General features: G+C 38.6%; 21 protein-coding genes. 15 read left to right on the top strand and 6 right to left on the bottom strand.

Annotated features, from left to right (window positions below):
• Window positions 1-6: 6 nt before the first annotated feature.
• Together OQX63_RS12295 and OQX63_RS12290 are read right to left on the bottom strand one after the other, a co-directional pair.
• A complete protein-coding gene (locus OQX63_RS12295) occupies window positions 7-1548 on the bottom strand; it encodes an aldehyde dehydrogenase family protein (RefSeq protein WP_265851165.1) in 1542 nt (513 codons plus the stop codon).
• Window positions 1549-1715: 167 nt separating this feature from the next.
• A complete protein-coding gene (locus tag OQX63_RS12290) occupies window positions 1716-2828 on the bottom strand; it encodes a TlpA disulfide reductase family protein (protein WP_265851164.1) in 1113 nt (370 codons plus the stop codon).
• 133 nt (window positions 2829-2961) lie between these two features.
• On the opposite strand from OQX63_RS12290, the gene OQX63_RS12285 reads away from it, so the two are divergent.
• The 9 genes from OQX63_RS12285 to OQX63_RS12245 all read left to right on the top strand — a co-directional run bounded on the left by OQX63_RS12285 (window position 2962) and on the right by OQX63_RS12245 (window position 12352).
• Entirely contained in the window at window positions 2962-3168 is a 207-nt protein-coding gene (locus OQX63_RS12285) for a hypothetical protein (protein WP_265851163.1), read from the top strand.
• Window positions 3169-3178: 10 nt separating this feature from the next.
• Window positions 3179-5689, top strand: coding sequence for a M1 family metallopeptidase (locus OQX63_RS12280; RefSeq protein ID WP_265851162.1), 2511 nt, complete (start codon window positions 3179-3181; stop codon window positions 5687-5689).
• 519 nt (window positions 5690-6208) lie between these two features.
• Window positions 6209-7612: a tetratricopeptide repeat protein gene (locus tag OQX63_RS12275; protein ID WP_265851161.1), complete on the top strand. Its 1404-nt coding sequence runs from the start codon at window positions 6209-6211 to the stop codon at window positions 7610-7612.
• Window positions 7613-7672: 60 nt separating this feature from the next.
• Complete coding sequence (locus tag OQX63_RS12270; protein WP_090497784.1) at window positions 7673-8440, top strand: phosphosulfolactate synthase; 768 nt, start codon at window positions 7673-7675, stop codon at window positions 8438-8440.
• Between the two features lie 84 nt (window positions 8441-8524).
• Window positions 8525-9268 carry a shikimate dehydrogenase family protein gene (locus OQX63_RS12265; protein WP_265851160.1) on the top strand — a complete coding sequence of 248 codons (744 nt, stop codon included), beginning with the start codon at window positions 8525-8527 and terminating at the stop codon, window positions 9266-9268.
• Window positions 9269-9345: 77 nt separating this feature from the next.
• The gene (locus OQX63_RS12260; protein WP_265851159.1) at window positions 9346-9933 is read left to right on the top strand and encodes a gliding motility lipoprotein GldD; all 588 of its coding nucleotides are present in this window, start codon (window positions 9346-9348) and stop codon (window positions 9931-9933) included.
• 48 nt (window positions 9934-9981) lie between these two features.
• A complete protein-coding gene (locus OQX63_RS12255) occupies window positions 9982-10620 on the top strand; it encodes an MBL fold metallo-hydrolase (protein WP_265851158.1) in 639 nt (212 codons plus the stop codon).
• 18 nt (window positions 10621-10638) lie between these two features.
• Complete coding sequence (locus OQX63_RS12250) at window positions 10639-11967, top strand: ABC transporter permease (RefSeq protein ID WP_322974391.1); 1329 nt, start codon at window positions 10639-10641, stop codon at window positions 11965-11967.
• Window position 11968: 1 nt separating this feature from the next.
• Entirely contained in the window at window positions 11969-12352 is a 384-nt protein-coding gene (locus OQX63_RS12245) for a hypothetical protein (protein ID WP_265851156.1), read from the top strand.
• 484 nt (window positions 12353-12836) lie between these two features.
• Here the strand turns inward: OQX63_RS12245 and OQX63_RS12240 are convergent, their stop codons facing one another.
• From OQX63_RS12240 to OQX63_RS12230, 3 genes are all read right to left on the bottom strand, one after another.
• Entirely contained in the window at window positions 12837-14504 is a 1668-nt protein-coding gene (locus tag OQX63_RS12240) for a sodium/sugar symporter (RefSeq protein WP_265851155.1), read from the bottom strand.
• Between the two features lie 195 nt (window positions 14505-14699).
• Window positions 14700-16031 carry a xylose isomerase gene (gene xylA, locus OQX63_RS12235; protein ID WP_265851154.1) on the bottom strand — a complete coding sequence of 444 codons (1332 nt, stop codon included), beginning with the start codon at window positions 16029-16031 and terminating at the stop codon, window positions 14700-14702.
• A 72-nt stretch (window positions 16032-16103) separates the two neighbouring features.
• Complete coding sequence (locus OQX63_RS12230) at window positions 16104-17588, bottom strand: xylulokinase (RefSeq protein ID WP_265851153.1); 1485 nt, start codon at window positions 17586-17588, stop codon at window positions 16104-16106.
• A 188-nt stretch (window positions 17589-17776) separates the two neighbouring features.
• Here OQX63_RS12230 and OQX63_RS12225 point away from each other — a divergent pair, with 188 nt between their 5' ends.
• The 5 genes from OQX63_RS12225 to OQX63_RS12205 all read left to right on the top strand — a co-directional run bounded on the left by OQX63_RS12225 (window position 17777) and on the right by OQX63_RS12205 (window position 20716).
• Window positions 17777-18112 (top strand): tRNA-binding protein, encoded by a 336-nt coding sequence (locus OQX63_RS12225; RefSeq protein ID WP_265851152.1) that lies wholly within the window; start codon window positions 17777-17779, stop codon window positions 18110-18112.
• A gap of 257 nt (window positions 18113-18369) precedes the next feature.
• Window positions 18370-18837, top strand: a complete 468-nt coding sequence (locus tag OQX63_RS12220; RefSeq protein WP_265851151.1) for a nucleoside deaminase — start codon at window positions 18370-18372, stop codon at window positions 18835-18837.
• A gap of 107 nt (window positions 18838-18944) precedes the next feature.
• Window positions 18945-19097: a hypothetical protein gene (locus OQX63_RS12215; RefSeq protein WP_265851150.1), complete on the top strand. Its 153-nt coding sequence runs from the start codon at window positions 18945-18947 to the stop codon at window positions 19095-19097.
• A gap of 452 nt (window positions 19098-19549) precedes the next feature.
• A complete protein-coding gene (locus OQX63_RS12210) occupies window positions 19550-20158 on the top strand; it encodes a superoxide dismutase (RefSeq protein WP_090497809.1) in 609 nt (202 codons plus the stop codon).
• A gap of 96 nt (window positions 20159-20254) precedes the next feature.
• On the top strand, window positions 20255-20716 hold the full coding sequence (locus OQX63_RS12205; RefSeq protein WP_265851149.1) for a hypothetical protein: 462 nt from the start codon (window positions 20255-20257) through the stop codon (window positions 20714-20716).
• A gap of 276 nt (window positions 20717-20992) precedes the next feature.
• Here the strand turns inward: OQX63_RS12205 and OQX63_RS12200 are convergent, their stop codons facing one another.
• A complete protein-coding gene (locus OQX63_RS12200; protein ID WP_265851148.1) occupies window positions 20993-21925 on the bottom strand; it encodes a hydrogen peroxide-inducible genes activator in 933 nt (310 codons plus the stop codon).
• A 157-nt stretch (window positions 21926-22082) separates the two neighbouring features.
• On the opposite strand from OQX63_RS12200, the gene OQX63_RS12195 reads away from it, so the two are divergent.
• Complete coding sequence (locus tag OQX63_RS12195; protein ID WP_265851147.1) at window positions 22083-23210, top strand: glycoside hydrolase family 130 protein; 1128 nt, start codon at window positions 22083-22085, stop codon at window positions 23208-23210.
• Window positions 23211-23241: the final 31 nt, after the last annotated feature.

Genomic DNA, 23241 nt, shown 5'->3' with positions numbered 1-23241 from the left:
GATTAATTAAAGGTCAAATTTTATGCCCTGTGCCAACGGCAACGTATTCGAGTAATTGATGGTATTGGTTTGTCTGCGCATATAAGCTTTCCATGCATCCGATCCGCTTTCACGGCCGCCACCTGTTTCTTTCTCGCCACCAAAAGCACCGCCAATTTCTGCACCAGAAGTGCCGATATTTACATTAGCTATACCACAGTCAGATCCCTTAGCTGATAAGAAATGCTCTGCCTCTCTTAAATTCAAGGTCATAATAGCCGATGATAAGCCTTGTGGAACAGCGTTTTGTAAGGCGATAGCCTCCTCTAATGTTTTATATTTAATCAGATATAAAATTGGTGCAAACGTTTCGTGTTGAACAATCTTGAAATCATTCTGCACCTCAGCAATGCATGGCTTTACATAACATCCGCTGGTATAGTCATCGCCAGCTAAAACGCCACCTTCTACCACAAAATTACCACCTTCGGCCTTACATTTAGCTATAGAATCTAGGTAGGCTGCAACGGCATCAGTATCAATTAACGGACCCACGTGGTTATTTTGATCTAAGGGATTGCCAATGCGCAACTGTTCGTAAGCTTTAACCAGTTTTGCGGTAAAAGCATCATATACACTTTCTTGAATAATTAACCTTCTGGTAGAAGTGCAACGTTGGCCAGCTGTGCCAACTGCGCCAAATACCGCTCCGATTAAACTCATGTCTAAATCAGCATGTTCTGAAATAATAATGGCATTATTGCCACCAAGTTCCAACAGGCTTTTTCCTAGCCTTGCGCCTACTGCAGCGCCAACTGCCTTACCCATTCGTGTTGATCCGGTAGCAGAAATTAATGGAATCCTTCCATCATTGGTCATGAGTTCGCCAATTTCCCGATCTCCTAAAACCAGGCAGCAAACTCCTTCGGCTATATCGTTATCCTTAAAAACCTTTGCGATAATATGTTGGCAGGCTATGGCGGTTAAAGGTGTTTTTTCTGATGGTTTCCAGATGCAAACATTGCCGCAAACCAAAGCCAGTGCTGCGTTCCAGCTCCACACGGCCACTGGAAAATTAAATGCAGAAATGATCCCCACAATTCCTAAGGGGTGCCATTGTTCGTACATGCGGTGGCTTGGGCGTTCGCTGTGCATGGTTAAACCATAAAGCTGCCTGGATAAACCCACTGCGAAATCACAGATATCGATCATTTCCTGCACTTCGCCTAAACCTTCCTGCAAACTTTTCCCCATTTCGTAAGAAACCAAAGTGCCCAGGGCATCTTTATTTTCACGTAATGCATCACCAAACTGGCGCACCACTTCTCCTCTTTTTGGGGCTGGAACCGAACGCCAGGCCGTAAATGCCTCCTGCGCTTTAGCTACAACAGTATCATAATCAGCTGCGCTGGCAACTTTAGCCGAAGCAATCAGTCTGCCATCAACAGGAGAATAACTTTCTAATTTTTTGGCGTTTGTTGCCCCACCCCAATTACTTCCTGTACTATAGGCTGCATTGTCTGCGTTTATGCCTAATCTGTTTAAAATAGATTGAATATCTGTAGCCATATTTCTCTTGGTTTACACAAAAAAACAAAAAAATAAAGGAAAGCAGGTATGTTTAGCACTTATCTTATCGCAATTTGTTTAAAACCTTTGCTTAGTAGAAAGATCAAATTATTTTTGATTCTCTTTTATACACCACATTGGGTTTAGGCTTAAGAGCAAAACAAATATTAATTGGATTTTGTAGAGATCTGTCCAAGAACTTTATTAAATAGCGTTCCGTCTTCATAGCCTGACCATTTGGAGACGATTTTTCCATGTGGATCGATGAGTACAAAAGTAGGGTAACCTGATATACCATATTTGATGATTGTTTCACCATAAAATCCTTTCCCGTCCCAGAGGCTTAGCCATTTTGTTTGGTCTCTATTTAAACCTTTCAGCCAGGTTTCTTTCCCGGCATCGCATGAAAAGGAGACTACTGATAAACTATCACTGAGCTTTTGAGAGATCTCCTTTAGCTCCGGAATTGAAGCAATACAAGGGCCACAGAATGTAGATGAAAAATCTAGTAATATATATTTGCCCGATACTTCAGATAAAGAATGTTTCTTCCCATCTTTATCAAAAGCATTAAAATTGTAAAAACTATCTCCTTTATCGATAATCTCTCCAACCTTTAAATACGTATCAATTCTTTTTGCATATAACGTATTCTTAAAATCTGAATGAAGTGAATTATAAAATTTACGGATTGTATCTCTTGGAAAATCATTTTTAAGATAAAAAAGAGCATCAAGCGCTTCAAAACTATTTAAATTCTGCCTTACAAAATTCATTCTTGTAACCTGGTCTGTACTATCTATCTTCCCAATAACCTTCCATATTGCTTTAGCCTTTAATTTAGCACTATCATCTGTCAGGGCAAAATATTCTGCTACTAATTTATTCCGTTGTTTATTTCCTGCTTTAGTCAAGTCTATCATTTTATTATGCATGTCCTGCGTTTTTGATCCCGTTATCTTCAGATCAAAAGGAAAATCCTTAATGTCTCCATTCACATTAATTTTTTCATTTCCCATCAGTAAGGTAAAGTAATAAAAGTCATTTGCTACAGTTGTTTTTACCCATAGCGATTGAGGCGTTTTCCTAAGCGTGCCTTTGAAATTTAGAACGTTATTTTCAATTATGGCACTATCAATGTCGGTATCAAGCTCCGGATCGTTTAAGTAAAACTTAGTTCCACTTTCAAAACCAGTGATTTGTGCATTAATAACATATTGCTGTGCAGAAACCAGAGTAGTGATGCAGATTGTAATGAGGAATAAAAGCGCCTTTTTCATATTTGACCAAAATAACGATTTGCATTTACGAAAACAATATTTTATGAGCTAGATTTTTCTATGGGCTTAGAGAAGCTTAACTTTGTCACAATTCTTAATATCTTACCCTAATTTTACGCATCACCACTATTTAATGAAAAACATTAAACTATTATTCATCGCCCTTTTAGGTTTTGGGCTCAGCCTTAACGCACAAACTAAAAAGGCTACCAATACGCTGCTCTGGGAAGTATCTGGAAACGGACTAAGGAAGCCATCCTATTTATTTGGCACACATCATTTTACAAATAAGGAATTTGCAGATACCATGCAGGTTTTACAGGCCAAATTAAAATTATAAATCTTAAAAAATGAATAAAAAAAATATTGCCTGTGGCGTACTATTGGCCGCTGTTTTTGCAGCCAATCCGCTTTTCGCGCAGGAGCAAGCTGCAGAAAAATCAAAGCTCAGCGTTTACCGCGTAACCTCAACAAAAATTAACGATCTGGTACATACCAAACTTGATGTTTCATTTGACTATGCCAAGCGCTACCTTTATGGTAAAGCCTGGATAACATTAAAGCCTCATTTTTACACCACCGATTCGCTAACGCTTGATGCGCAGGGGATGGACATTAAAACGGTTGCTTTGGTTGGAACCAAAGGGAATACCCCACTTAAGTACACGTATAACGATAATAAGTTATATATCAATTTAAATAAAAAGTACACTAATGCCGAAAAATATACTGTATATATTGCTTACACGGCCAAGCCTGATGAACTGAAAGTAAAGGGGAGCGCGGCCATAACCGATGCTAAAGGTTTATATTTCATCAACCCTGATGGTACTGACAAAAATAAGCCTACACAGATCTGGACCCAGGGCGAAACAGAATCTTCATCTGCCTGGTTTCCAACCATCGATAAACCCGATCAGAAAACAACCGAGGAAATTTCGATGACGGTAAAATCGAAATATACTACCCTGTCAAACGGGAAAATGGTGAGCCAAAAAAACAATGCCGATGGTACAAGAACCGATACCTGGAAAATGGATTTGCCACATTCGCCATACTTGTTTATGATGGCCATAGGTGAGTTTAAAATCACGAAAGACAATTATAAAGGTAAAGAAGTAAGCTATTATCTGGAGCCTAAATACGCACCTTACGCCAAACAGATTTTTGGTAAAACGCCAGATATGATCCAGTTTTATAGTAATTTATTAGGCATAGATTATCCATGGAATAAATATGCGCAAGTGGTAGCCAGAGATTATGTTTCTGGAGCGATGGAAAATACTACAGCTACTTTACATGGCGAGCAGGTACAGAAAACAGACCGCGAGCTGTTGGATGGAAATGAAGAAGGTACCATTGCACACGAGCTTTTCCACCAGTGGTTTGGCGATTATGTAACGGCCGAATCGTGGTCTAACTTAACCATGAACGAATCTTTTGCCACCTTTGGCGAGATCATCTGGCATGGGCGTGATGCCGGCCAGGACGCGGAAGATAAATCGCGTTACGAAAAATTACAATCTTATCTCGGTTCGACTAAAAAAGGCGAAAGTCCGGTTTTGGCACGCTTCTATTATAACGATAAGGAAGATATGTTCGATAATATCAGTTATGCTAAAGGATCTGTTATTCTATACGCCTTAAAAAACCAAATGGGCGATGAAGCTTTCTACAAGTCGCTTAACCGTTACCTTACCACCAATGCCTTTAAAAATGGCGAAACACACCAATTGCGTTTAGCTATGGAAGATGTTACCGGAAAAGATTGGAGCCCTTATTTTAATCAGTGGTATTACAATGGTGGTCACCCGATTTTAAGCATTGATTATGGCTATGATAATGGTAAAGCAACCATTAAAGTTAAACAAACACAGGATGCCAGTGTACAGACCTTTACGTTGCCGATTAAACTTGATATTTATGCCGGAGGTAAAAAAATCAGGAAAGAAGTTCTGATCAATAGCCGGGAGCAGAATTTTGGTTTTGAGGTGAGTGCCAAACCGGATTTAATCGATTTTGATGTAGATAAAATTTTAGTTGGCGAAACCAATGATAATAAAACGGCTGAGAACTATTATTTTCAATACAAAAATGCGCCAAGTTATGCCAATAGAATTGAGGCCTTGCAATTTATTATGCAGAGCAAAGCCCAAAGCGGTCAGATGGTGCTATTGGAAGGCTTAAAAGATAAATCAGCAGATTTACGCGCCTTAAGTATTGCAGGCATTAACTTAGAAGATGCCCAGATTAAAGCAGCAGCTTTACCAATTTTACTTCAGATTGCCAAAACAGATAAAAACACCGATGCAAGATCGGCTGCCATTGTAAAATTGGCCGAAACGGGAGACCAAACCTATAAAGCTTTAGTGTTAGCAAGTTTAAAAGATAGATCTTACAAGGTAATTGCTGCTGGTGTGGATGGCCTGGCCAAACTGGCGCCACAGGAAACGATGTCTGCCATAGCATCCTTAGATGAAGATACGAGAGCGCATATTGCACCTTCAATCGCATCCTTATACATCAACGATCCAAAAGATGATTATCAGGCATTTTATGATAACATTATGCTTACAGGGGATAGGGATAAAGTATTTGGAGTGGTTGGTCAGTATTTTCAGTATTTAAGAGCCAATACTAATCCTGCAGTTACCGAGCAAGGCATAGCGAACATTGGCAATGCTATTGAAAGATTAAAATTACAGCCTTATTTAAATAAACAACTTGCTGGTGCTTATACTGCAACTGCACAGGGCAAAGCGAAACAGTCGGATGCTGCAAGCGGAGAAGCAAAAGCAAAATTGAGCAAACAGGCCGAATTATTTAAAAAAGGTGCAGCAGATTTAGAGAAAGAAAAATAATATCAACAATTCGTCATTGCGAGAAGGCTTTTTCAGCCGACGAAGCAATCTTACAACGATCGCTATAGCCCATAGTAGTAAGATTGCGTCGTCGTACCTCCTCGCAATGACGAATTCTATAATAGCCTGACCTGCAATAAAATCTTTTATTCCTGAACAACCATTAGTTGCACCCCTCTTTTCTCCTTGTATCAAGAATATAAACAATCTGGCAATCTTTGTGCAAAGGTATTTGTAGCAAACAGAGCAAAAACGACTAATCCTTTCCTGACTTCTTAATTACGCATATACCATAAATTTATAGTATTTTTGTAAAAGAAGGGAAAAGGAACCGCGATGTTGCAAAAAATCTATCGATTATCCACACATCTTAATCACAGTTAATACGCTTTATATTCAGCTGTTTACAGTGTTTGTATCTGTTGATGTTAATAATTATTTTAAAAACGGATAATTAAAATCGTTAAACTTATAATGTGTTTTTCTGCTAATTGGCACGGTTCTTTAATAGTATAATATATGGAAGAAGAATTCTTTTTTGAATCCAACGAAGATGCACAACGTTCGGTAGAGCGTTACGAAGAAATGCTCCGGAACCAGGATCAGTATTTTTTCGACGCAGGTGCATTCGAATACATTGTAGATTTTTACATTGAGAAAAATGATCCGGTCAAAGCTTTGCAGGTAGTTGATTTTGCAATCAGTCAACATCCTTATGCAACAGTATTTTTAATTAAACAGGCCCACCTTTACATCTTAACCAACAATAATGAAAAGGCTTTTATTGCTTTGCAAAAGGCCGAACTTTTAGAGTCGTCTGAGCCAGATATTTATTTGCTCCGCGGTAATATTTTTCAAAATACCGAACGTTTTGATGAGGCTTTGGAAAACTATGAAAAAGCTTTGGGACTGGCCGAAAGTACTGATGAAATTTTATTGCAGATGGCTTATGTTTACCAGAGCATGGGCGATTATGAAAGTGCCATTACCTATATTAAACTCAGTTTAGAGCAAAATATGGAAAACCAGGATGGTTTGTATGAGCTGGCTTTTTGTTATGATGTATTAGATAAACAAGAAGAAAGTATTAAGTTTTATCAGCAATACATTGATACCGATCCCTATTCTTATGCGGCCTGGTATAATTTGGGCAATAGTTTCCACAAGCTGAACCTTTTCGAAAAAGCGATCGACGCTTACGATTATGCCATCCTGATTAAAGAAGATTTTAGTTCAGCCTATTTTAATAAGGGAAATGCGCTTGTACAGCTCGATAAATACGATGAGGCGATAGAGGTTTACAAACAGACTTTCGAATATGAACAGCCTAATGCCGATACTTATTGTGCCATTGGCGAATGTTACGAGAAACTGGAAAAAATGGACGAAGCCCGTTCTTATTATAAAAAATCAGTAAAAATGGATCCTAAAATGGCTGATGCCTGGTTTGGGATTGGTGTTACACTGAATTTCGAAGAACGTTATTTCGAATCGCTGCATTTTTATAAAAAGGCAATTGATTTGGAGGCTGAAAATGCTGATTTCTGGTTTGCTATGGCTGATGCTTATTATAAATTAGGCCAGATTGATGAATCGATAGAAGCATACGAAAAAGTATTGGAGTTTAATCCTTTGGATATTGAAGCCTGGCTGGATTTTAGTACCGTACTTTACGAGCAGGGGAAATTATTGGAAGCAGCAGAAACAATGGCAGAGGCCATTAAGAATAATCCGGAAGCTGCAGAACTGTATTACAGGATGGTGGCCTATCTTTTTGCCTTGGGGAACTATGGCGATGCGCTCGGATATCTGGAAACGGCTTTAACAACAGACCCTGATAAACACTATATTTTATTTGAATATTTACCGCAATTACAGGATAATAGTGCTATTCTGAATGTTATAAACAGATATATAAGGTAACGAGCTTGTGAGAAAAATTTAACAAATAAATCTCAAAATTTTTTTCACTTTTGTACGCATATGAATTATCCATTATTAAACGTTCCCGAACGTCCAGCTAAACCGCGCCAAAAAGGCTTAACAATGGTTATGGATAAGGGATTGAGCCTACGCCAGGTTGAAGATTTTATTGAAGTTGCCGGCGTACATACTGATATCGTAAAATTAGGTTGGGCAACATCGCATGTAACACCAAACCTTAAAGAAAAATTAGCTTTATATAAAAGTGCAGGCATTCCTACCTATTTCGGAGGTACATTATTTGAAGCCTTTATCATCCGTAACCAGTTTTCAGATTATCAGCGTGTTTTAGATCAATATGGAATGGAATACGCAGAAGTATCTGACGGTTCCATCGAAATTGAACACGACAAGAAATGTGGTTTTATCAGCGAACTCTCTAAGCAGGTAACTGTAATTTCGGAAGTTGGTAGTAAAGATGCAGCCAAAATATTTGCACCATATAAGTGGATTAAATTAATGCAGGCCGAACTTGAGGCGGGCTCATGGAAAGTGATTGCAGAAGCCCGAGAAGGTGGTAATGTAGGTATTTACCGTGGAAGCGGCGAAGTAAGGGAAGGATTGGTTGATGAAATTTTAACACAGATTCCTGAAGAAACCATTATCTGGGAGGCTCCTCAGAAAGAACAGCAGGTTTGGTTTATTAAGTTGATTGGTAGCAATGTAAACCTGGGTAATATTGCCCCGGCAGAAGTAATTCCTTTAGAAACCATTCGCTTAGGATTAAGGGGAGATACTTTCGACTATTTCCTTAACCAGGTAAAATAAAGACAAAATCCGTCGTTGCGAGGCGCATAGTTAAATAAACCTTACAGGTTTCAAAAACCTGTAAGGTTTGCTTGTTATATCAATATGAAAACATACGGTCTAATCGGGTACCCGCTTTCTCACTCCTTTTCGAAAAAATATTTCACTGAGAAGTTTCAGAATGAGGGCATTACCGATCATCAATATGAGCTTTTTCCTATTGGCGATATCAAATCGCTGCCAGACTTGCTGAGTGAGAACCCATCGCTATGTGGCCTTAATGTAACTATTCCGCATAAAGTTAACGTGCTGTGCTACTTAAATGAGGTAGATGAAGCTGCAGAAAAAATTGGTGCCGTAAATTGTATTTCGATCAAAAAATTTGAAGGTGAAACCTATTTAAAAGGTTATAATACCGATGCATATGGTTTTGAAGAATCGCTAAAACCGTTGTTAGGTCCACACCACACCAAAGCACTTGTTTTAGGCGATGGTGGCGCGGCTAAAGCTGTAAAATATGTTTTAGAAAAATTGAATATCCAATACCAGGTGGTGGTAAGAACTGCTGTTCCTGGTGCTCTTCTATATTCAGAAATTACACCAGAAATTTTAACTTCTCACCAGTTGTTAATCAATACCACGCCCTTGGGGATGTCCCCAAATATTGATACCTTTCCGGAAATTGATTACAGTTTAGTGGGATCAGGGCATTTGGCTTACGATTTAGTGTACAATCCGCTGGAGACCACATTTTTGGCTAAAGCCGCTGAACGCGGTGCGGCAGTTAAAAATGGTTTGGAAATGCTTTACAAACAGGCCGAAAAAGCTTGGGCAATCTGGAATAAATAATGATAAACTTGTTGTAACTGCGATATTAACAACAGCCTGCTCCCTAAGATCACGGAAAAAATCCTTGATAAAATGCTATGAAACTAAAACAACTGATCTGTGTTCCATTTGTACTGCTTTTGTTCATAACAGCTTGTCAGGATCATGATTACAGCCCCAAGCCAAAAGCTTATTTCAGGATCGTATTTCCTAAAAAAGTCTATACAACATTTACCAAGCCTGTTCCCTTTACGTTTAAATATCCTACCTATTCGGTAATAGAGCAAGATCAAAGCCGTGATGCTCAAAAGAACTGGTACAATTTGCACTTTAAACAGTTTAATGGCTTTTTGCATTTAACTTATTACGATGTTTCGGGTAAAAGCGAATACGACGAGATGGTTGAAGATGCACGTAAACTGGCTTTCAAACATACCATAAAGGCAAGTGCGATTGATCAGAAAATCATCAATTTCCCTGACCGTAAAGTTTATGGCGTTTACTACGCCATTGAAGGGAATACGGCTTCTTCAGTTCAGTTTTTTTTAACAGACAGTGCTAAACATTATTTTAGAGGCGCTTTATACTTTAATGAACGCCCACAATATGATTCTATTGAGCCCGTTGTTAAATTTATTAAAAAAGATATCGATACCTTGATTTCTACCTTCAGGTGGAAAAATTAATTTATTAATTATTATCCTGTTTCGGGAAACAGGCTTTTTCTAAGACTTATGATTACAGTAAAAACTTTTACTTTTAACGCTTACAGCGAAAATACCTATGTACTTTACGATGAAACCAAAGAATGTGTCATCATCGATCCAGGTATGTACGAGGGTTTTGAGCAAAATGAATTAGCCGCTTTCATCACACAGGAAAGTTTAAAACCTGTTTTATTGCTTAATACACATTGCCATCTCGATCATGTTTTCGGCAATAAATTTGTGTCCGAAACCTATGGTTTAAAACCGCAGTTTCATCAGGGCGAATTACCGATTTTAAATGCAGTTCCCGGTTATGCGCCATCCATGGGCTTTACCCGTTATGAGGTATCCCCCTTGCCTGATACCTTCTTGCCCGAAACAGGAACTATTTCTTTTGGCGATAGCAAACTGGATTTAATTTTTGCGCCCGGACATTCACCGGCACATTTATGTTTTTATAGCGCTGCTGATCATATATTAATAGGTGGTGATGTGCTTTTTTACGGTAGTATCGGCCGTACAGATCTGCCAGGCGGTAACCATCAGCAATTAATCCAAAACATTTCTGATAAGCTTTTTGTCTTACCTGATGAAACCAAAGTTTATCCTGGTCATGGGCCAGCAACAAGCATTGGTTTTGAAAAACAACATAACCCGTTTTTTTGATGTAAAAATGTAAAACGGATGAAGGATGATGTAATAACCATCTCACATATTCCATCTTACTTATTTCATCTTACATTACTGCCATCTTACATTTTAACTATCTTTACTGCTGTGAATACATCGTTTTACATTGCCAAAAGGTATCTTTTTGCCAAAAAATCAACCAATGCCATTAACCTGATTTCGGGTATATCAATGGTAGGGGTAATGGTAGGGAGCGCAGCTTTAATTATTATCCTTTCGGTATTTAACGGTTTAGAAACAGTGGTGTTGAATATGTTCGATACCATTACACCGCAAATTGCGATTACACCAGCCAGGGGGAAAACCTTTGATCCAAATACAAGCTACTTTAATCAGCTGAGAAAAAATAAGGATGTTGCTGCTTTTACCGAGGTGTTGCAAGAAAATGCCTTGTTAAAATATAATAACAAGCAAGCTGTTGGGATGGTTAAAGGTGTAAGTTTAGATTATTTAAAGAACGCCAAATTAGACAGTACCATTAAAGAAGGCCGTTTTATACTGCATAATAAGAGTGGTGACAATGCGGTAATTGGTTCGGCCCTGCAAAGTTATTTGGCTGTTAATACTGTGGATCCTTTCACCGAGCTGGAAATTTATTCGCCAAAGAAGGATATCGCAGTAAATACAATAAATCCGGCCGACGATTTTGTTGTAAAAAATATTAGGGTAAGTGGTGTTTTTGAGGTACAACAAGATTTCGATAATGGGATCATTGTTCCACTAGATTTTGCCCGAGAACTACTTGGAGAAGACAAAAATGTGTCTGCTATTGAGATCAATCTGCAGCCCGGTGTTGATGTAGATGATTTTAAAAACGAAATAATCGAAAAGGCTGGTAAAGATTATGAAGTCAGAAATCAGGCCGAGCAAAATAAATCGCTCTATCACATTTTAAACACCGAAAAATGGGCAGTATATATTATCCTTACATTTATCCTCATTATTGCTATATTTAACATTATAGGGTCGTTAACCATGTTGGTAATTGATAAGGTAAAGGATGTTGCCATTCTAAGCAGTTTAGGCGCGGGCAAAAAATTAATCAAACGAATATTTTTATTTGAGGGCATGATGATCACCATGTCTGGCTGCGTACTGGGTTTAATTATAGGAATTATATTTTATTATTTTCAGCATACCTATGGTTTTATTAAAATGGGCGATGAAGTAAACAAAACACTGGTAAGTTCTTATCCAATCGCATTAAAATGGAAAGATTTTGTTTTAGTTTTTGTTACAGTAGGTATCTTCTCATTTTTGGCATCTGCTTTGTCATCCAATTTAAGTGTTAAAAAGATAGATCAAATTAATCAAACTATATAAAATGAAGTTATTTAAACAAGCAATTGTATTCGTTGTGCTCCTTGGCGTAGCCGCTACAGCTTGTAACAGGAACGATAAAGCCGAAGGAGAAAAAAGTAACCTGAAAACTGTTAAAGGTTTATATAGTTTTGGTCCTGAGGTGAAATCTTTTACGTTATGCGAAGATGGGCGAGAGTATTGGGTTAAAGACAGCGTAAAAAACTTAGAACTTTCTTATAGCAATTTAGGCTTTGAAAAACCTTACGAACCAGTATACGTAGAGTTGGAAGGTTATTTTGCGAAATCTGATACCAGTATCGTTTCCAGTGATTTTGATTCGACTTTAGTGGTCATGAAAGTGCTTAAAATCAGCAAAGAAATTCCTGACGGGCCTTGTGCGCAATAATTCCCTGCCTATCCTGTCCGTAGAGTTAAGCGCAGCGTCTCTACGGATTAGCAAATAAGATTGAATTTCAAATGCAATGTTCCCAGTCAAAGAGGTCCTATTTTTATCAGCATAATTTTATTTAACGATGGTACTTCTTATGTTTATAAACTTTTAGTTCGATTAATATTTATGCATTTTGATTAGTTTTAACTTCCTTTCTAAAGCTATCGTCATGCTGAATTTATTTTATTAGCAGTTTTTATTGTTTTAAAGGCCTAATAGCTACTTCGTGGTCAGCATCTTTCCTGCTATTAAGACCCTGAAATAAATTCAGGGTGACGACTTTGAGTTAAAAATATCGGCAGAACATCTATCCTGTCCGTATAGTTAAGCATAGCGGATATACGAATTAATCAGTTCTCTGCATGGAAACGGGAGCAAACAAACAAAAAAGGCTCGCAATTTTCATCGCGAGCCCTTTTGATATTGTTGGTTTTTAATTTTACCAGAAAGTAGAATAAAGTGCAACTAAAATTCCGAACACAATCAGTGATCCAACGGCAAACGAAGGATGTACTTTGAACATGCTCGAATCTACTTCTAAACCATTAGATTTATCGCCTTTACTATTTTCGAACATACTGATGGCAAACATCACGATGATGCAGACTACAAATACAATTCCCATTCTATCCAAGAAAGGTATTTCATAAACTCCATCTGCATTGGCTACCGAGAATCCAAAATCGTGTAGGAAAGACAAATCCATCATTCCTGGCAAGAATTTTAGCAATACGGATAAGCCAAAACCACCTATGGTTGCAAATAAAGCTGCATTTGAAGTGGTTTTTTTCCAGAAGAAACCCAATATAAACATGGCGAAAATACCCGGACTTACAAAGCCAGTATATTCCTGGATAAATTCAAAACCACCTTTTTTATCGATACCTAAGAAAGGTGAAATGGCGATTGCAATCGCCATAGCAATAATTACAACCACACGTCCGGTACTTACCAGTTTTTTCTCACTGGCTTCTACATTAATGTGTTTCTTGAAGATATCCAGGGTAAAAATGGTAGAGATACTATTGATTTTACCGGCTAATGAAGCAACAATCGCTGCGGTTAAGGCAGCAAAAGACAAACCTTTAAGTCCTGTTGGTAAAATACTTAATAAAGTAGGGTAAGCCCTATCCGGACGAAGTTCTCCGCCAGGCATCATTGAATTTACATCAATACCTGTTTTTTCCTGATATAACATATATACTGCAATACCTGGCAATACCACGATTAACGGCATTAAAAGCTTTAAAAAGGCAGCAAATAAGATACCTGCTCTGGCCGTTTTAAGATCAGCACCTAAGGCACGCTGGGTGATGTACTGGTTACAGCCCCAATAGTTTAAGTTTACAATCCACATCCCACCAAGCAATACCGTCATGCCTGGTAATGAGGCATAATTGGCACTATCTTTCTTAAAAATCATGTGAAAATGATCTGGCGCCTTTTCTCTTAAGAACGATAAACCATCTAGTACGCCATGACCACCGAAATGGTCACTTACTAAATTAAGTGCTAAATAAGTAGTTGCTAAACCGCCAAAAATTAAAAACGCCACCTGGATTACATCCGTGTAACCAATTACTTTCATTCCGCCTAAAGCTATAATTACAGAAAAAATGGCCAGGCCGATCATACAATACCAAAAGCCAATACCCGAAATACTGCTTACAGCCAGTGCACCCAGGTACAAGATAGAGGTTAAGTTTACCACAACATACAATAACAACCAAAACACAGCCATAATCATGGCTACGGTACCATTGTAACGTTGACTTAAAAATTGTGGCATGGTGTAGATCTTATTTTTAAGATATACAGGGATAAAAAATGTAGCAACAATTACCAATGTTGCAGCTGCCATCCATTCGTAAGTAGAAATGGCTAATCCCATTTTAAATCCATCACCGCTCATGGCTACAAATTGCTCGGCACTAATATTCGAGGCAATTAAAGATGTACCAATTGCCCACCAGGTGAGTGAACCTTCTGCAAGAAAATAATCCTTGCTGCTCATCTGCTTTTGTTTTTTACGATGGTAGATCCAGAAACCGTAAATTGCTACAATGGCAAAGTAGGCTAGAAAAATAATGTAATCTGTGACTTTCATTTAAGTTATTTGGTTTAGAAATCTAAATGTAGTAAAATCATAAATTAATCTCCGCTTTTTTTGAATTAAAAAATGTTAAAGTGACGTTTATTAATTTAATCCATGGTCTGTGGAGACACAGACCATGCTAATTAAATCAAACGCAAGTGGTCTGTGAGGACACAGACCACGGAGATTTCATTTTATAAAAATAAATTAAATATACCTGTTAATCAGATTTTCAAGATATTCCTGCTTTCCGCTACGTACCTCTGGTTCGCCATTTTCTGCAGCGTAATTTCTTAAGTCTTCTAAACTCAATTTTCCTTGTTCAAACTCGGCACCCTTTCCGCTATCAAATGAAGCATAGCGGTCGGCCCTTACTTTTTTGTAATCAGATTTTTGAAGAATGGCATCTGCAGTAACTAATGCCCTTGCAAAAATATCCATTCCACCTACGTGTGCATAGAATAAGTCTTTCTGATCAGTAGAATTACGGCGGATTTTCGCGTCGAAGTTTACACCTCCACCCTGTAAGCCACCACCCTCTAAAATAATCAACATGGTTTCCGTTAGTTCGTTAATGTCGTTCGGGAACTGATCGGTATCCCAGCCATTTTGGTAATCGCCACGGTTTGCATCGATAGAGCCTAATAAGCCATTATCTACTGCAACCTGTAATTCATGCTGGAAAGTATGGCCAGCCAGTGTAGCGTGGTTTACTTCTAAATTTAACTTAAAGTCTGCCAACAGATCGTATTGTTGTAAAAAGCCCTTTACTGTTGCTGCATCGTAATCGTATTGGTGTTTAGAAGGCTCACATGGTTTTGGTTCAATAAAGAATGTTCCTTTGAAACCCTGCTTGCGTGCATAATCTTTAGCGGTATGTAAGAATTTTGCCAAATGTTCCTGCTCACGTTTCATGTTGGTATTCAATAAGCTCATATAGCCTTCTCTTCCGCCCCAGAAAACATAATTTTCGCCACCAAGGGCAATAGTAGCATCTAAAGCTGCTTTAACCTGGGCAGCGCCATGCGCCAGCACGTGGAAATCCGGATTTGTAGAAGCACCGTTCATGTAGCGTTTGTGGCTAAATAAGTTGGCTGTTCCCCACAACAATTTTACACCACTATCTGCTTGTTTCTGTTTTGCATATTCAACAAGGGCTTGTAATCTGCGCTCGTTTTCAGCAACGTCATCGCCATAATCTACCACATCCACATCATGGAAACAATAATATGGAATCTGCATTTTGGTGATAAATTCAAAGGCTGCATCCATTTTATCTTTAGCCCGCTCTACTGCATCCTTTTTCTCATCCCATGGGAAAACGTGTGTTGCGCCTCCGAACGGATCTGCGCCATTACCATTAAATGAATGCCAGTAAGCACAAGCAAACTTAAAGTGCTCGCTCATGGTTTTGCCAGCTACTACTTTGTTGGCGTCATACCATCTAAATGCTAGTGGATTATCGCTTTCCAGGCCTTCAAATTTGATTTGCTCGATACCTTTGAAAAATTCCGTTGCTCCGGTTACTACTTTTGTCATGTTTTTTGTTTTTTGGTTGATGGTCTATTGGTTAATGGTTTATAGTAGATCTCACTATGAAACGATCAACCCTTAACCAATTGCTAATTGTTTTTCTAATATTTTTTTCCAATCCTGGTAGATTGGCTCATACACAGCTGAATGTTGTGGTATTAAAGTTTTGATTACTTCATGGTTGCTAAAGGCTTCTTCTGCACTATTAAAAATGCTGGCGCCTATACCTGCACCCAAGGCTGCGCCTACACTGCCGTCGTTTTCGTAAAGTTCTACCGGGATGCCCGTAACATCTACAAACGTTTGTGCAAATACATCACTTAAAAACAGGTTGGCTCTTCCGGCGCGGATTACTTTAGGCTCCATACCGTTTTTGCGCATAATATCTAATCCATAACGGAAAGAAAAAGCAATGCCCTCTTGTACCGCTCTGAAAATATCTGATTGATTGTGAAGATTTAAGTCGATGCCTAATAACGCTGCGCCTGTATATTGGTTATTTAACATCCTTTCGGCACCGTTCCCGAAAGGAAGTACTTTTAAGCCATTACTACCTATTGGTGCTTTTGACGACAGGATATTCAGTTCTGCATAGGTAGACTGTGGCGCAAAAGTATGCTTTGCCCAACGGTACATGCTGCCAGTGCCATTAATACAAAGTAAAACGCCCGTGTGCTTTTTCTCTGCTGAATACGTTACATGCGCAAAGGTATTTACTCTCGATTGTTTATCGTAAGTAAGCTCATCGCTTACGCCATAAATAACCCCTGATGTTCCGGCTGTGGCTGCAACCTCCCCGGGTTTTAATACGTTTAAGGAAAGTGCATTGTTCGGCTGATCGCCAGACTTATAAGCTACTGGAATACCGGCAGGTAGATTTAGTAAATGGGCAATGTCGGTTTTTAAATAGCCATGTTCCGAAAATAATGGTTTAACGGTTGGGATCAGATTGCCCGAAATACCATAATAGTCCATTACATCTTTAGAAATTTCGTGGTTTTCAAAATCCCAGAAAATACCTTCAGATAGTGCCGAAATGCTGGTAGTGATTTCTCCGGTTAACTTCATGGCGATAAAATCGCCAGGGAGCATAATTTTATCGATGCGGTTATAGATGTCTGGTTCGTTTGTTTTTACCCAGGCCAGTTTGGATGCTGTAAAGTTGCCGGGAGAGTTCAACAGGTATTTTAAGGATTTTTCGTGACCAATTGCCTCAAAAGCACCATTGCCCAGTTCAACAGCCCTGCTATCGCACCAGATGATACTATCGCGGAGCACCTGCTGGTTTTGATCTACCACAACCAATCCATGCATTTGGTACGCAATACCAATGGCTTTAATTTCTTTTGGATCAAAAAGACCTGTCGAATTTAATTTGAGAATGGCCTGCTGAACATTATGCCACCAATCATCGGGCGATTGTTCTGCCCAGCCCGACTGTAAAGATTTAATCGCTGTTTCCGTTTCCGGATATTGAGCGGAGGCTATATTTTTTTGTGTAGCTGCATCAACAATGGCAACCTTAATGGATGAGGTACCTAAATCAATGCCTAATAAATACATGCTTTCATATTATTTTAATATTTGGTTATGCAAACGGTTGCATAAAGATAGTGCTAAAAATATAAAACGCAAATTTTTTATAAAAAGGGGTTAAATTAATGCAAACGGTTGAATTGCCATGTTTTGTTTCGAAGACGGTATGGAATGCCTGATAATTTATATTTTTGTCCTACATACATCGATTATATATGGAACAGATTACATGGGGTGATTTCGAAAAAGTAGAATTAAGGGTAGGTACTATTTTAGAGGCCTTCGAATTTCCTGAAGCCAGGAGACCAGCATATAAAGTAAAGGTAGATTTTGGCGAATTTGGCATTAAAATGAGCAGCGCGCAGATTACCAAACATTATACATTGGAAGAATTGCCCGGAAAACAGATTGTTGCCGTGATAAACTTCCCTAAAAAACAGATTGGCAAATTTATGTCCGAATTTTTAGTGACTGGTTTTGCCGATGAAAACGGCGATATCGTATTAACTAGCGTAGAGCGTAAAGTGCCGAACGGAAGTAAACTGGTGTGATGCGTGTAGAATTTCGAAGTTTTGCTGGTCCCCGACCTTGAAAACTTCGGAAGTCTGCGTTCAGGTCTTGCCAAATAGCCCTGATCCGATATTCATCGGATGAAGTGGAAAGCGCGCAAGCGAGGCACGAGTGAGTACTTAGAACAGAAAGCAGGACTGAAGCAGCCGATAAGCAGTAACATTGCGCTCCAAAACTTAACCAAATTTTCAGTTTAAATGTCAGAAGTCTTTGGCCATTATTACCCTATATTTGCCTCATGAGTTTTTACAATTTCGAAAATACCGACCCTGAGGAAGAAGATATTCATTATATGAAATTAGCTTTGGAAGAAGCAAAAAAAGCTTTAGCTGAAGATGAAATTCCGATAGGTGCTATCGTAGTAAGTAAAAACAGGATTATTGGCCGTGGTTATAATTTAACTGAACGCTTTAATGATGTAACCGCACATGCCGAAATGCAGGCTTTCACTTCTGCTGCACAAACTATTGGTGGCAAATACCTAAGGGATTGTACTTTATATGTGACCATTGAGCCTTGCGTAATGTGTGCGGGGGCGAGTTATTGGACACAGATTGGCCGCATTGTATATGGGGCCAGAGAAGAAAAAAGAGGATTTATCTCCAAAAATGCAAACCTGCTTCATCCAAAAACGATCCTAAAAGGTGGTGTAATGGCGGAGGAATGCGGAGTACTCATGAAGGAATTCTTTGCGAAAAAGAGGTAGATTGAGTTGATGGTTCATAGTATGCAGTTCATAGCCTAATAGGATGCTGTCTCATAAATGTAGATTTTCATCCTGAGGGATAATTTATTGGATAAAAATCAGTATGAATGACTTATTCATTTATTTTTTTTGCCCAGGGCGAAGCCTTGCCTCGGCTAGCCGCCGCCGAAGGGCTCTTTCTTTTTGATGTCAAAAAGAAACAAAAAACACCGGCTGAAAATTTTTCTTTCGAAGCTAGTGGGATGGCTTTGTCAGTGTAGCCCGAAAAATTTGTTAGGCCGGATTTAAGCGGAACGGAGATGCGGTGCTACGGCCTAGCTATGCGGAATTGCATAGGTTTCACAAGTCGTTCATTAATAAATAGTTGCAAAATAATGTCAATGGTAGCTTATTAAAGGACCTATTTTAAATGTCTTACAAGGCCGTTTTGACAGGCTTAACGTGAACGACAATTTTATGAGATAGCCTCTTAGTGAGATTTGTATTTGTATGCGTTTTAGATATAGATGGCGATACAATCGCCTTTCTCATGCATCCCGGATTGCAAATCGGGACGATGGTAATTTTTCTTAAAACCTTCCAACATTAAAACCTTTAACATTACAACATTAACCCGGAAAATGATTTGATGATAATAACATGAACAAATCTTAACGTTCTAATGTTATATTTGCTACAAGAAACATTTTTAAATCTTAAAACATAAAACATTATGGCTTTTGAATTACCTGCGTTACACTACGCAACCGATGCATTAGAACCGCATATTGATAAAACTACCATGGAGATTCACCATGATAAACACCACCAGGCTTATGTTACCAACCTAAATAAAGCGTTAGAAGGTAAGCCAGAGGCAAATTCAAGCATTGAAGAAATTGTAAAACACATTTCAAAATTTCCTGCTGCTGTTAGAAATAATGGTGGTGGCCACTATAATCACTCTTTATTCTGGAACATTTTAGGTCCAAATAAAGGTGGTGAGCCAACTGGCGATTTAGCTAAAGCAATTAATGAAACTTTTGGTTCGTTTGCTGATCTTAAAACTAAATTACAGGAAGCTGGTGCTACCCGCTTTGGTTCTGGCTGGGCTTGGTTATCAGTTGGTGCTGATAAAAAACTTCAGGTTTCTTCTACTCCAAACCAAGATAATCCGTTAATGGATGTTGCTGAAGTAAAAGGAACACCAATTTTAGGTATCGATGTTTGGGAACACGCTTATTACTTAAAATACCAAAACAAACGCCCTGATTATTTAGCGGCAATTTGGAATGTAATTAACTGGGATGCAGTTGCAGAACTTTACAAAAAAGCTTTGTAAGCTAAACATTCTATAAAATTTAAGAGAAGTCCCGGTGTAAACCGGGACTTTCTTGTTTTAAGATAATTAAGTAACTTCGCATATAAAATATTCGGAATGAAAAGGCTTGTAATCTTATTTTTAATTATTGTTGGTGTAAATGTATTAGTGCGTGCACAACAGAATAAAGTACCTACCCCAGCAGAAATTGCACAGAAGAATGTAGATGACCTGGAGAAGCGATTAAAACTTAACGGGACACAAAAAAGTGTCATCTACAGCTTTACTTATAACCAGGCTAAAGAACAGGCTGATTTAATTAAAAGGCAGCAGGCAGGTAACTCACGCGAGGATGACGTAGATAAATTTTATAAACTTCAGAACGAAACTTCAAAAAATATCCGCAATGTTTTAAGGCCAGAGCAACAAACCGAATATGATAAAATTATTGAGGAGCGTTTAAGTGGCAAAGGCTTAAAATCTAAGAACAAGAAAAAGAAAAAGGGCGAAGAAGAAGAAGTGGAAAGTGATATTAAAGGATTATTATCTGCACCTCCGGTAGAAAAACAAAATCAGTAGTATTTTTTATTAATCATTCTGATCTTTTTAGCAGATAAAAATCTTGCTGAAACAGGGCTTACGCGTGCAGATCTTGTGAGTAAAGACAAAGGGTAGGCTTCTGAGATCCTGAAATTCTCTATTATTGATCATATCTTTACTTGAGGCGTCACACTGAATTTATTTCAGGGTCTTATAGTGTGATAGATGCTGAAATGAATTCAGCATGACGATTGCGTGGGTAAAGTCATCCAATGCCTGCCTTGCTCAATTCCCCTTTAGACTTAGCCATACAATCTAAATCCCCACAACATCTTTTTTCTTTTTCTGCTTCATTGTTTTCGGTATAATCGCTAAAATCTCATCTTTTAAAGCATTAAGCATCCGCTTTTTAATAAAGTTTTTGTGTGTAACCAAACTAATCTCGCGCACAGGCTCAGGCGATTTGAAGTGGCGTATTTTGCTGGATTGTTTAGCGTTAAGTTCAGCTATGGCCAGTTCCGGCAATAAGGTAGCACCACCGTTTAAATCAACCATACGCACCAGGGTTTCTACGCTACCGGTATTATACTCTAATCCCTGTAATCTATTATTTTTGGTAGAACGGCAAATGTTCAATACCTGATTGCGCATGCAATGACCTTCATTTAAGAGCCAGATATTTTCGTCGTTCAGGTCTTCAGCATCAACGGCCTTCTTTTTATAAAGCTTACTGTTTTTGCTGATGTAGCTTACAAAGTTTTCATAATATAACGGGATCTCCGTAATGTTAGGGTCGGTAAGTGGCGTAGCTAAAATACCGCAATCGAGTACACCGGTTTTGAGGTGATGAATAATGTCTTCGGTGGTATATTCCCAAATTAAAAGTTTTAATTCCGGGTATTTATCCAGCATGGCCGAAATCACCTCGGGTAGTAAATATGGTGCGATAGTAGGGATCACCCCAATTTTCAGTTCGCCCATTACATCCTGCTGCTGACTGCTGATCAGCTCTTTAATTTTGCCGCTTTCTTGTAAGATGATTCTGGCCTGCGCAATAATCTGCGCACCAATTTCTGTCGGACTTACAGGCTGTTTGCTCCTGTCGAAAATTTTAACGCTAATTAATTCCTCCAATTTTTGCACCTGCATACTTAAGGTCGGCTGGGTTACAAAACACTTTTCGGCAGCAGTTACGAAACTTCTATAAGTATCTACGGCAACAATATATTCGAGCTGAACTAAGGTCATATAGGTGAAATTTATTGATGATAACAAATATATCAATTTTAACTATAATGAAGAATGTTCGTATTTGAATAACTAAATACTTACTGTAATTTTTTATCTGAGTGAATGGGTATTTATAACATTACCACCTTAGCAGATTAATTAGTATTTTAGTTTTATGAACAGAACCACTTTACGCCTATTCTTAATTGTAATTTTTCTTCCCATAGCCGTTGCAACGAATGCCCAGGGTCTATTACCTGAGTGGGCATTAGGACAGTTTATCCGACCAGAAAATGTAAATCCTATTATTTCGCCAAAAATAGAAAGTGTTTTCATGGATCCTATAATTAAGCAAAAAATAGCCTGGGAGGCCGGCGATGTGTTTAATCCAGCCGCTGCAGTATACAAAAATAAGATTTATGTACTATATCGCAGTGAAGATCGCTCTGGCACTGGAATCGGAATGCGCACTTCCAGAATAGGGATTGCGGAAAGCAGTGATGGTATTAAAATGAAACGTAGTCCTGAGCCAGTACTCTATCCGGATGAGGATGGACAGAAAGTAAACGAATGGCCGGGCGGTTGCGAAGACCCTCGCATTGCTGTTACTGCAGAGGGTTTATATGTAATGTTGTATACCCAATGGAACCGCAATATATTCCGTTTGGCTGTAGCTACTTCACAAGATTTGAAACACTGGACTAAACATGGCCCTGTATTCAGTAAAGCCTATCATGGTAAATTCAAGGATCTCAAATGCAAATCTGGTTCAATTGTTACCAAGTTAGAAAACGGTAAACAGATCATTGCCAAAATAAACGGTAAATACATGATGTATTGGGGCGAACGTTTCATGAATATTGCGACTTCTGTTGATCTCATCAATTGGGAACCGGCTTTAAACCCAGCAGGTGATCTGGATTTAATTGTGAAACCCCGAAAAAAATATTTTGATAGTGACCTCACCGAATGCGGTCCACCAGCAATTGTTACCAATAAAGGTATTTTAGTTTTATACAACGGTAAAAACAGAAGTGATGCCGAAAGGGATACTAATTATGTAGCCAATACCTATTCGGCCGGGCAGGTATTGTTCGATCTGAAAAACCCCTCAAAAGTGATAGCGCGACTTGATCAACCCTTTTTCGTACCTACTGCACCTTTTGAAAAAAGCGGCCAATATCCGTCAGGAACCGTTTTTATCGAAGGGTTGGTGTATTTCAAAAAGAAATGGTTTTTATACTACGGCTGTGCCGATAGCCGGGTGGCAGTAGCCATTTATGATCCTGCTGCTAAAAAATAAGGGATAATAAAAAATGCGCAGGATATTAATC

The organism is Pedobacter sp. PF22-3 (assembly GCF_026239555.1).
GTDB lineage: Bacteria > Bacteroidota > Bacteroidia > Sphingobacteriales > Sphingobacteriaceae > Pedobacter.
Note: the sequence above shows the minus strand (reverse complement) of the source record. Positions and strands in the feature narration are given on the sequence as shown.

Excerpts from the sequence above, each read along its gene's own strand:
- OQX63_RS12295 (WP_265851165.1), bottom strand. The coding sequence starts at position 1,548 with ATGGCTACAGATATTCAATCTATTTTAAACAGATTAGGCATAAACGCA.
- OQX63_RS12290 (WP_265851164.1), bottom strand. The coding sequence starts at position 2,828 with ATGAAAAAGGCGCTTTTATTCCTCATTACAATCTGCATCACTACTCTG.
- OQX63_RS12285 (WP_265851163.1), top strand. The coding sequence starts at position 2,962 with ATGAAAAACATTAAACTATTATTCATCGCCCTTTTAGGTTTTGGGCTC.
- OQX63_RS12280 (WP_265851162.1), top strand. The coding sequence starts at position 3,179 with ATGAATAAAAAAAATATTGCCTGTGGCGTACTATTGGCCGCTGTTTTT.
- OQX63_RS12275 (WP_265851161.1), top strand. The coding sequence starts at position 6,209 with ATGGAAGAAGAATTCTTTTTTGAATCCAACGAAGATGCACAACGTTCG.
- OQX63_RS12270 (WP_090497784.1), top strand. The coding sequence starts at position 7,673 with ATGAATTATCCATTATTAAACGTTCCCGAACGTCCAGCTAAACCGCGC.
- OQX63_RS12265 (WP_265851160.1), top strand. The coding sequence starts at position 8,525 with ATGAAAACATACGGTCTAATCGGGTACCCGCTTTCTCACTCCTTTTCG.
- OQX63_RS12260 (WP_265851159.1), top strand. The coding sequence starts at position 9,346 with ATGAAACTAAAACAACTGATCTGTGTTCCATTTGTACTGCTTTTGTTC.
- OQX63_RS12255 (WP_265851158.1), top strand. The coding sequence starts at position 9,982 with ATGATTACAGTAAAAACTTTTACTTTTAACGCTTACAGCGAAAATACC.
- OQX63_RS12250 (WP_322974391.1), top strand. The coding sequence starts at position 10,639 with ATGAAGGATGATGTAATAACCATCTCACATATTCCATCTTACTTATTT.
- OQX63_RS12245 (WP_265851156.1), top strand. The coding sequence starts at position 11,969 with ATGAAGTTATTTAAACAAGCAATTGTATTCGTTGTGCTCCTTGGCGTA.
- OQX63_RS12240 (WP_265851155.1), bottom strand. The coding sequence starts at position 14,504 with ATGAAAGTCACAGATTACATTATTTTTCTAGCCTACTTTGCCATTGTA.
- xylA (WP_265851154.1), bottom strand. The coding sequence starts at position 16,031 with ATGACAAAAGTAGTAACCGGAGCAACGGAATTTTTCAAAGGTATCGAG.
- OQX63_RS12230 (WP_265851153.1), bottom strand. The coding sequence starts at position 17,588 with ATGTATTTATTAGGCATTGATTTAGGTACCTCATCCATTAAGGTTGCC.
- OQX63_RS12225 (WP_265851152.1), top strand. The coding sequence starts at position 17,777 with ATGGAACAGATTACATGGGGTGATTTCGAAAAAGTAGAATTAAGGGTA.
- OQX63_RS12220 (WP_265851151.1), top strand. The coding sequence starts at position 18,370 with ATGAGTTTTTACAATTTCGAAAATACCGACCCTGAGGAAGAAGATATT.
- OQX63_RS12215 (WP_265851150.1), top strand. The coding sequence starts at position 18,945 with ATGACTTATTCATTTATTTTTTTTGCCCAGGGCGAAGCCTTGCCTCGG.
- OQX63_RS12210 (WP_090497809.1), top strand. The coding sequence starts at position 19,550 with ATGGCTTTTGAATTACCTGCGTTACACTACGCAACCGATGCATTAGAA.
- OQX63_RS12205 (WP_265851149.1), top strand. The coding sequence starts at position 20,255 with ATGAAAAGGCTTGTAATCTTATTTTTAATTATTGTTGGTGTAAATGTA.
- OQX63_RS12200 (WP_265851148.1), bottom strand. The coding sequence starts at position 21,925 with ATGACCTTAGTTCAGCTCGAATATATTGTTGCCGTAGATACTTATAGA.
- OQX63_RS12195 (WP_265851147.1), top strand. The coding sequence starts at position 22,083 with ATGAACAGAACCACTTTACGCCTATTCTTAATTGTAATTTTTCTTCCC.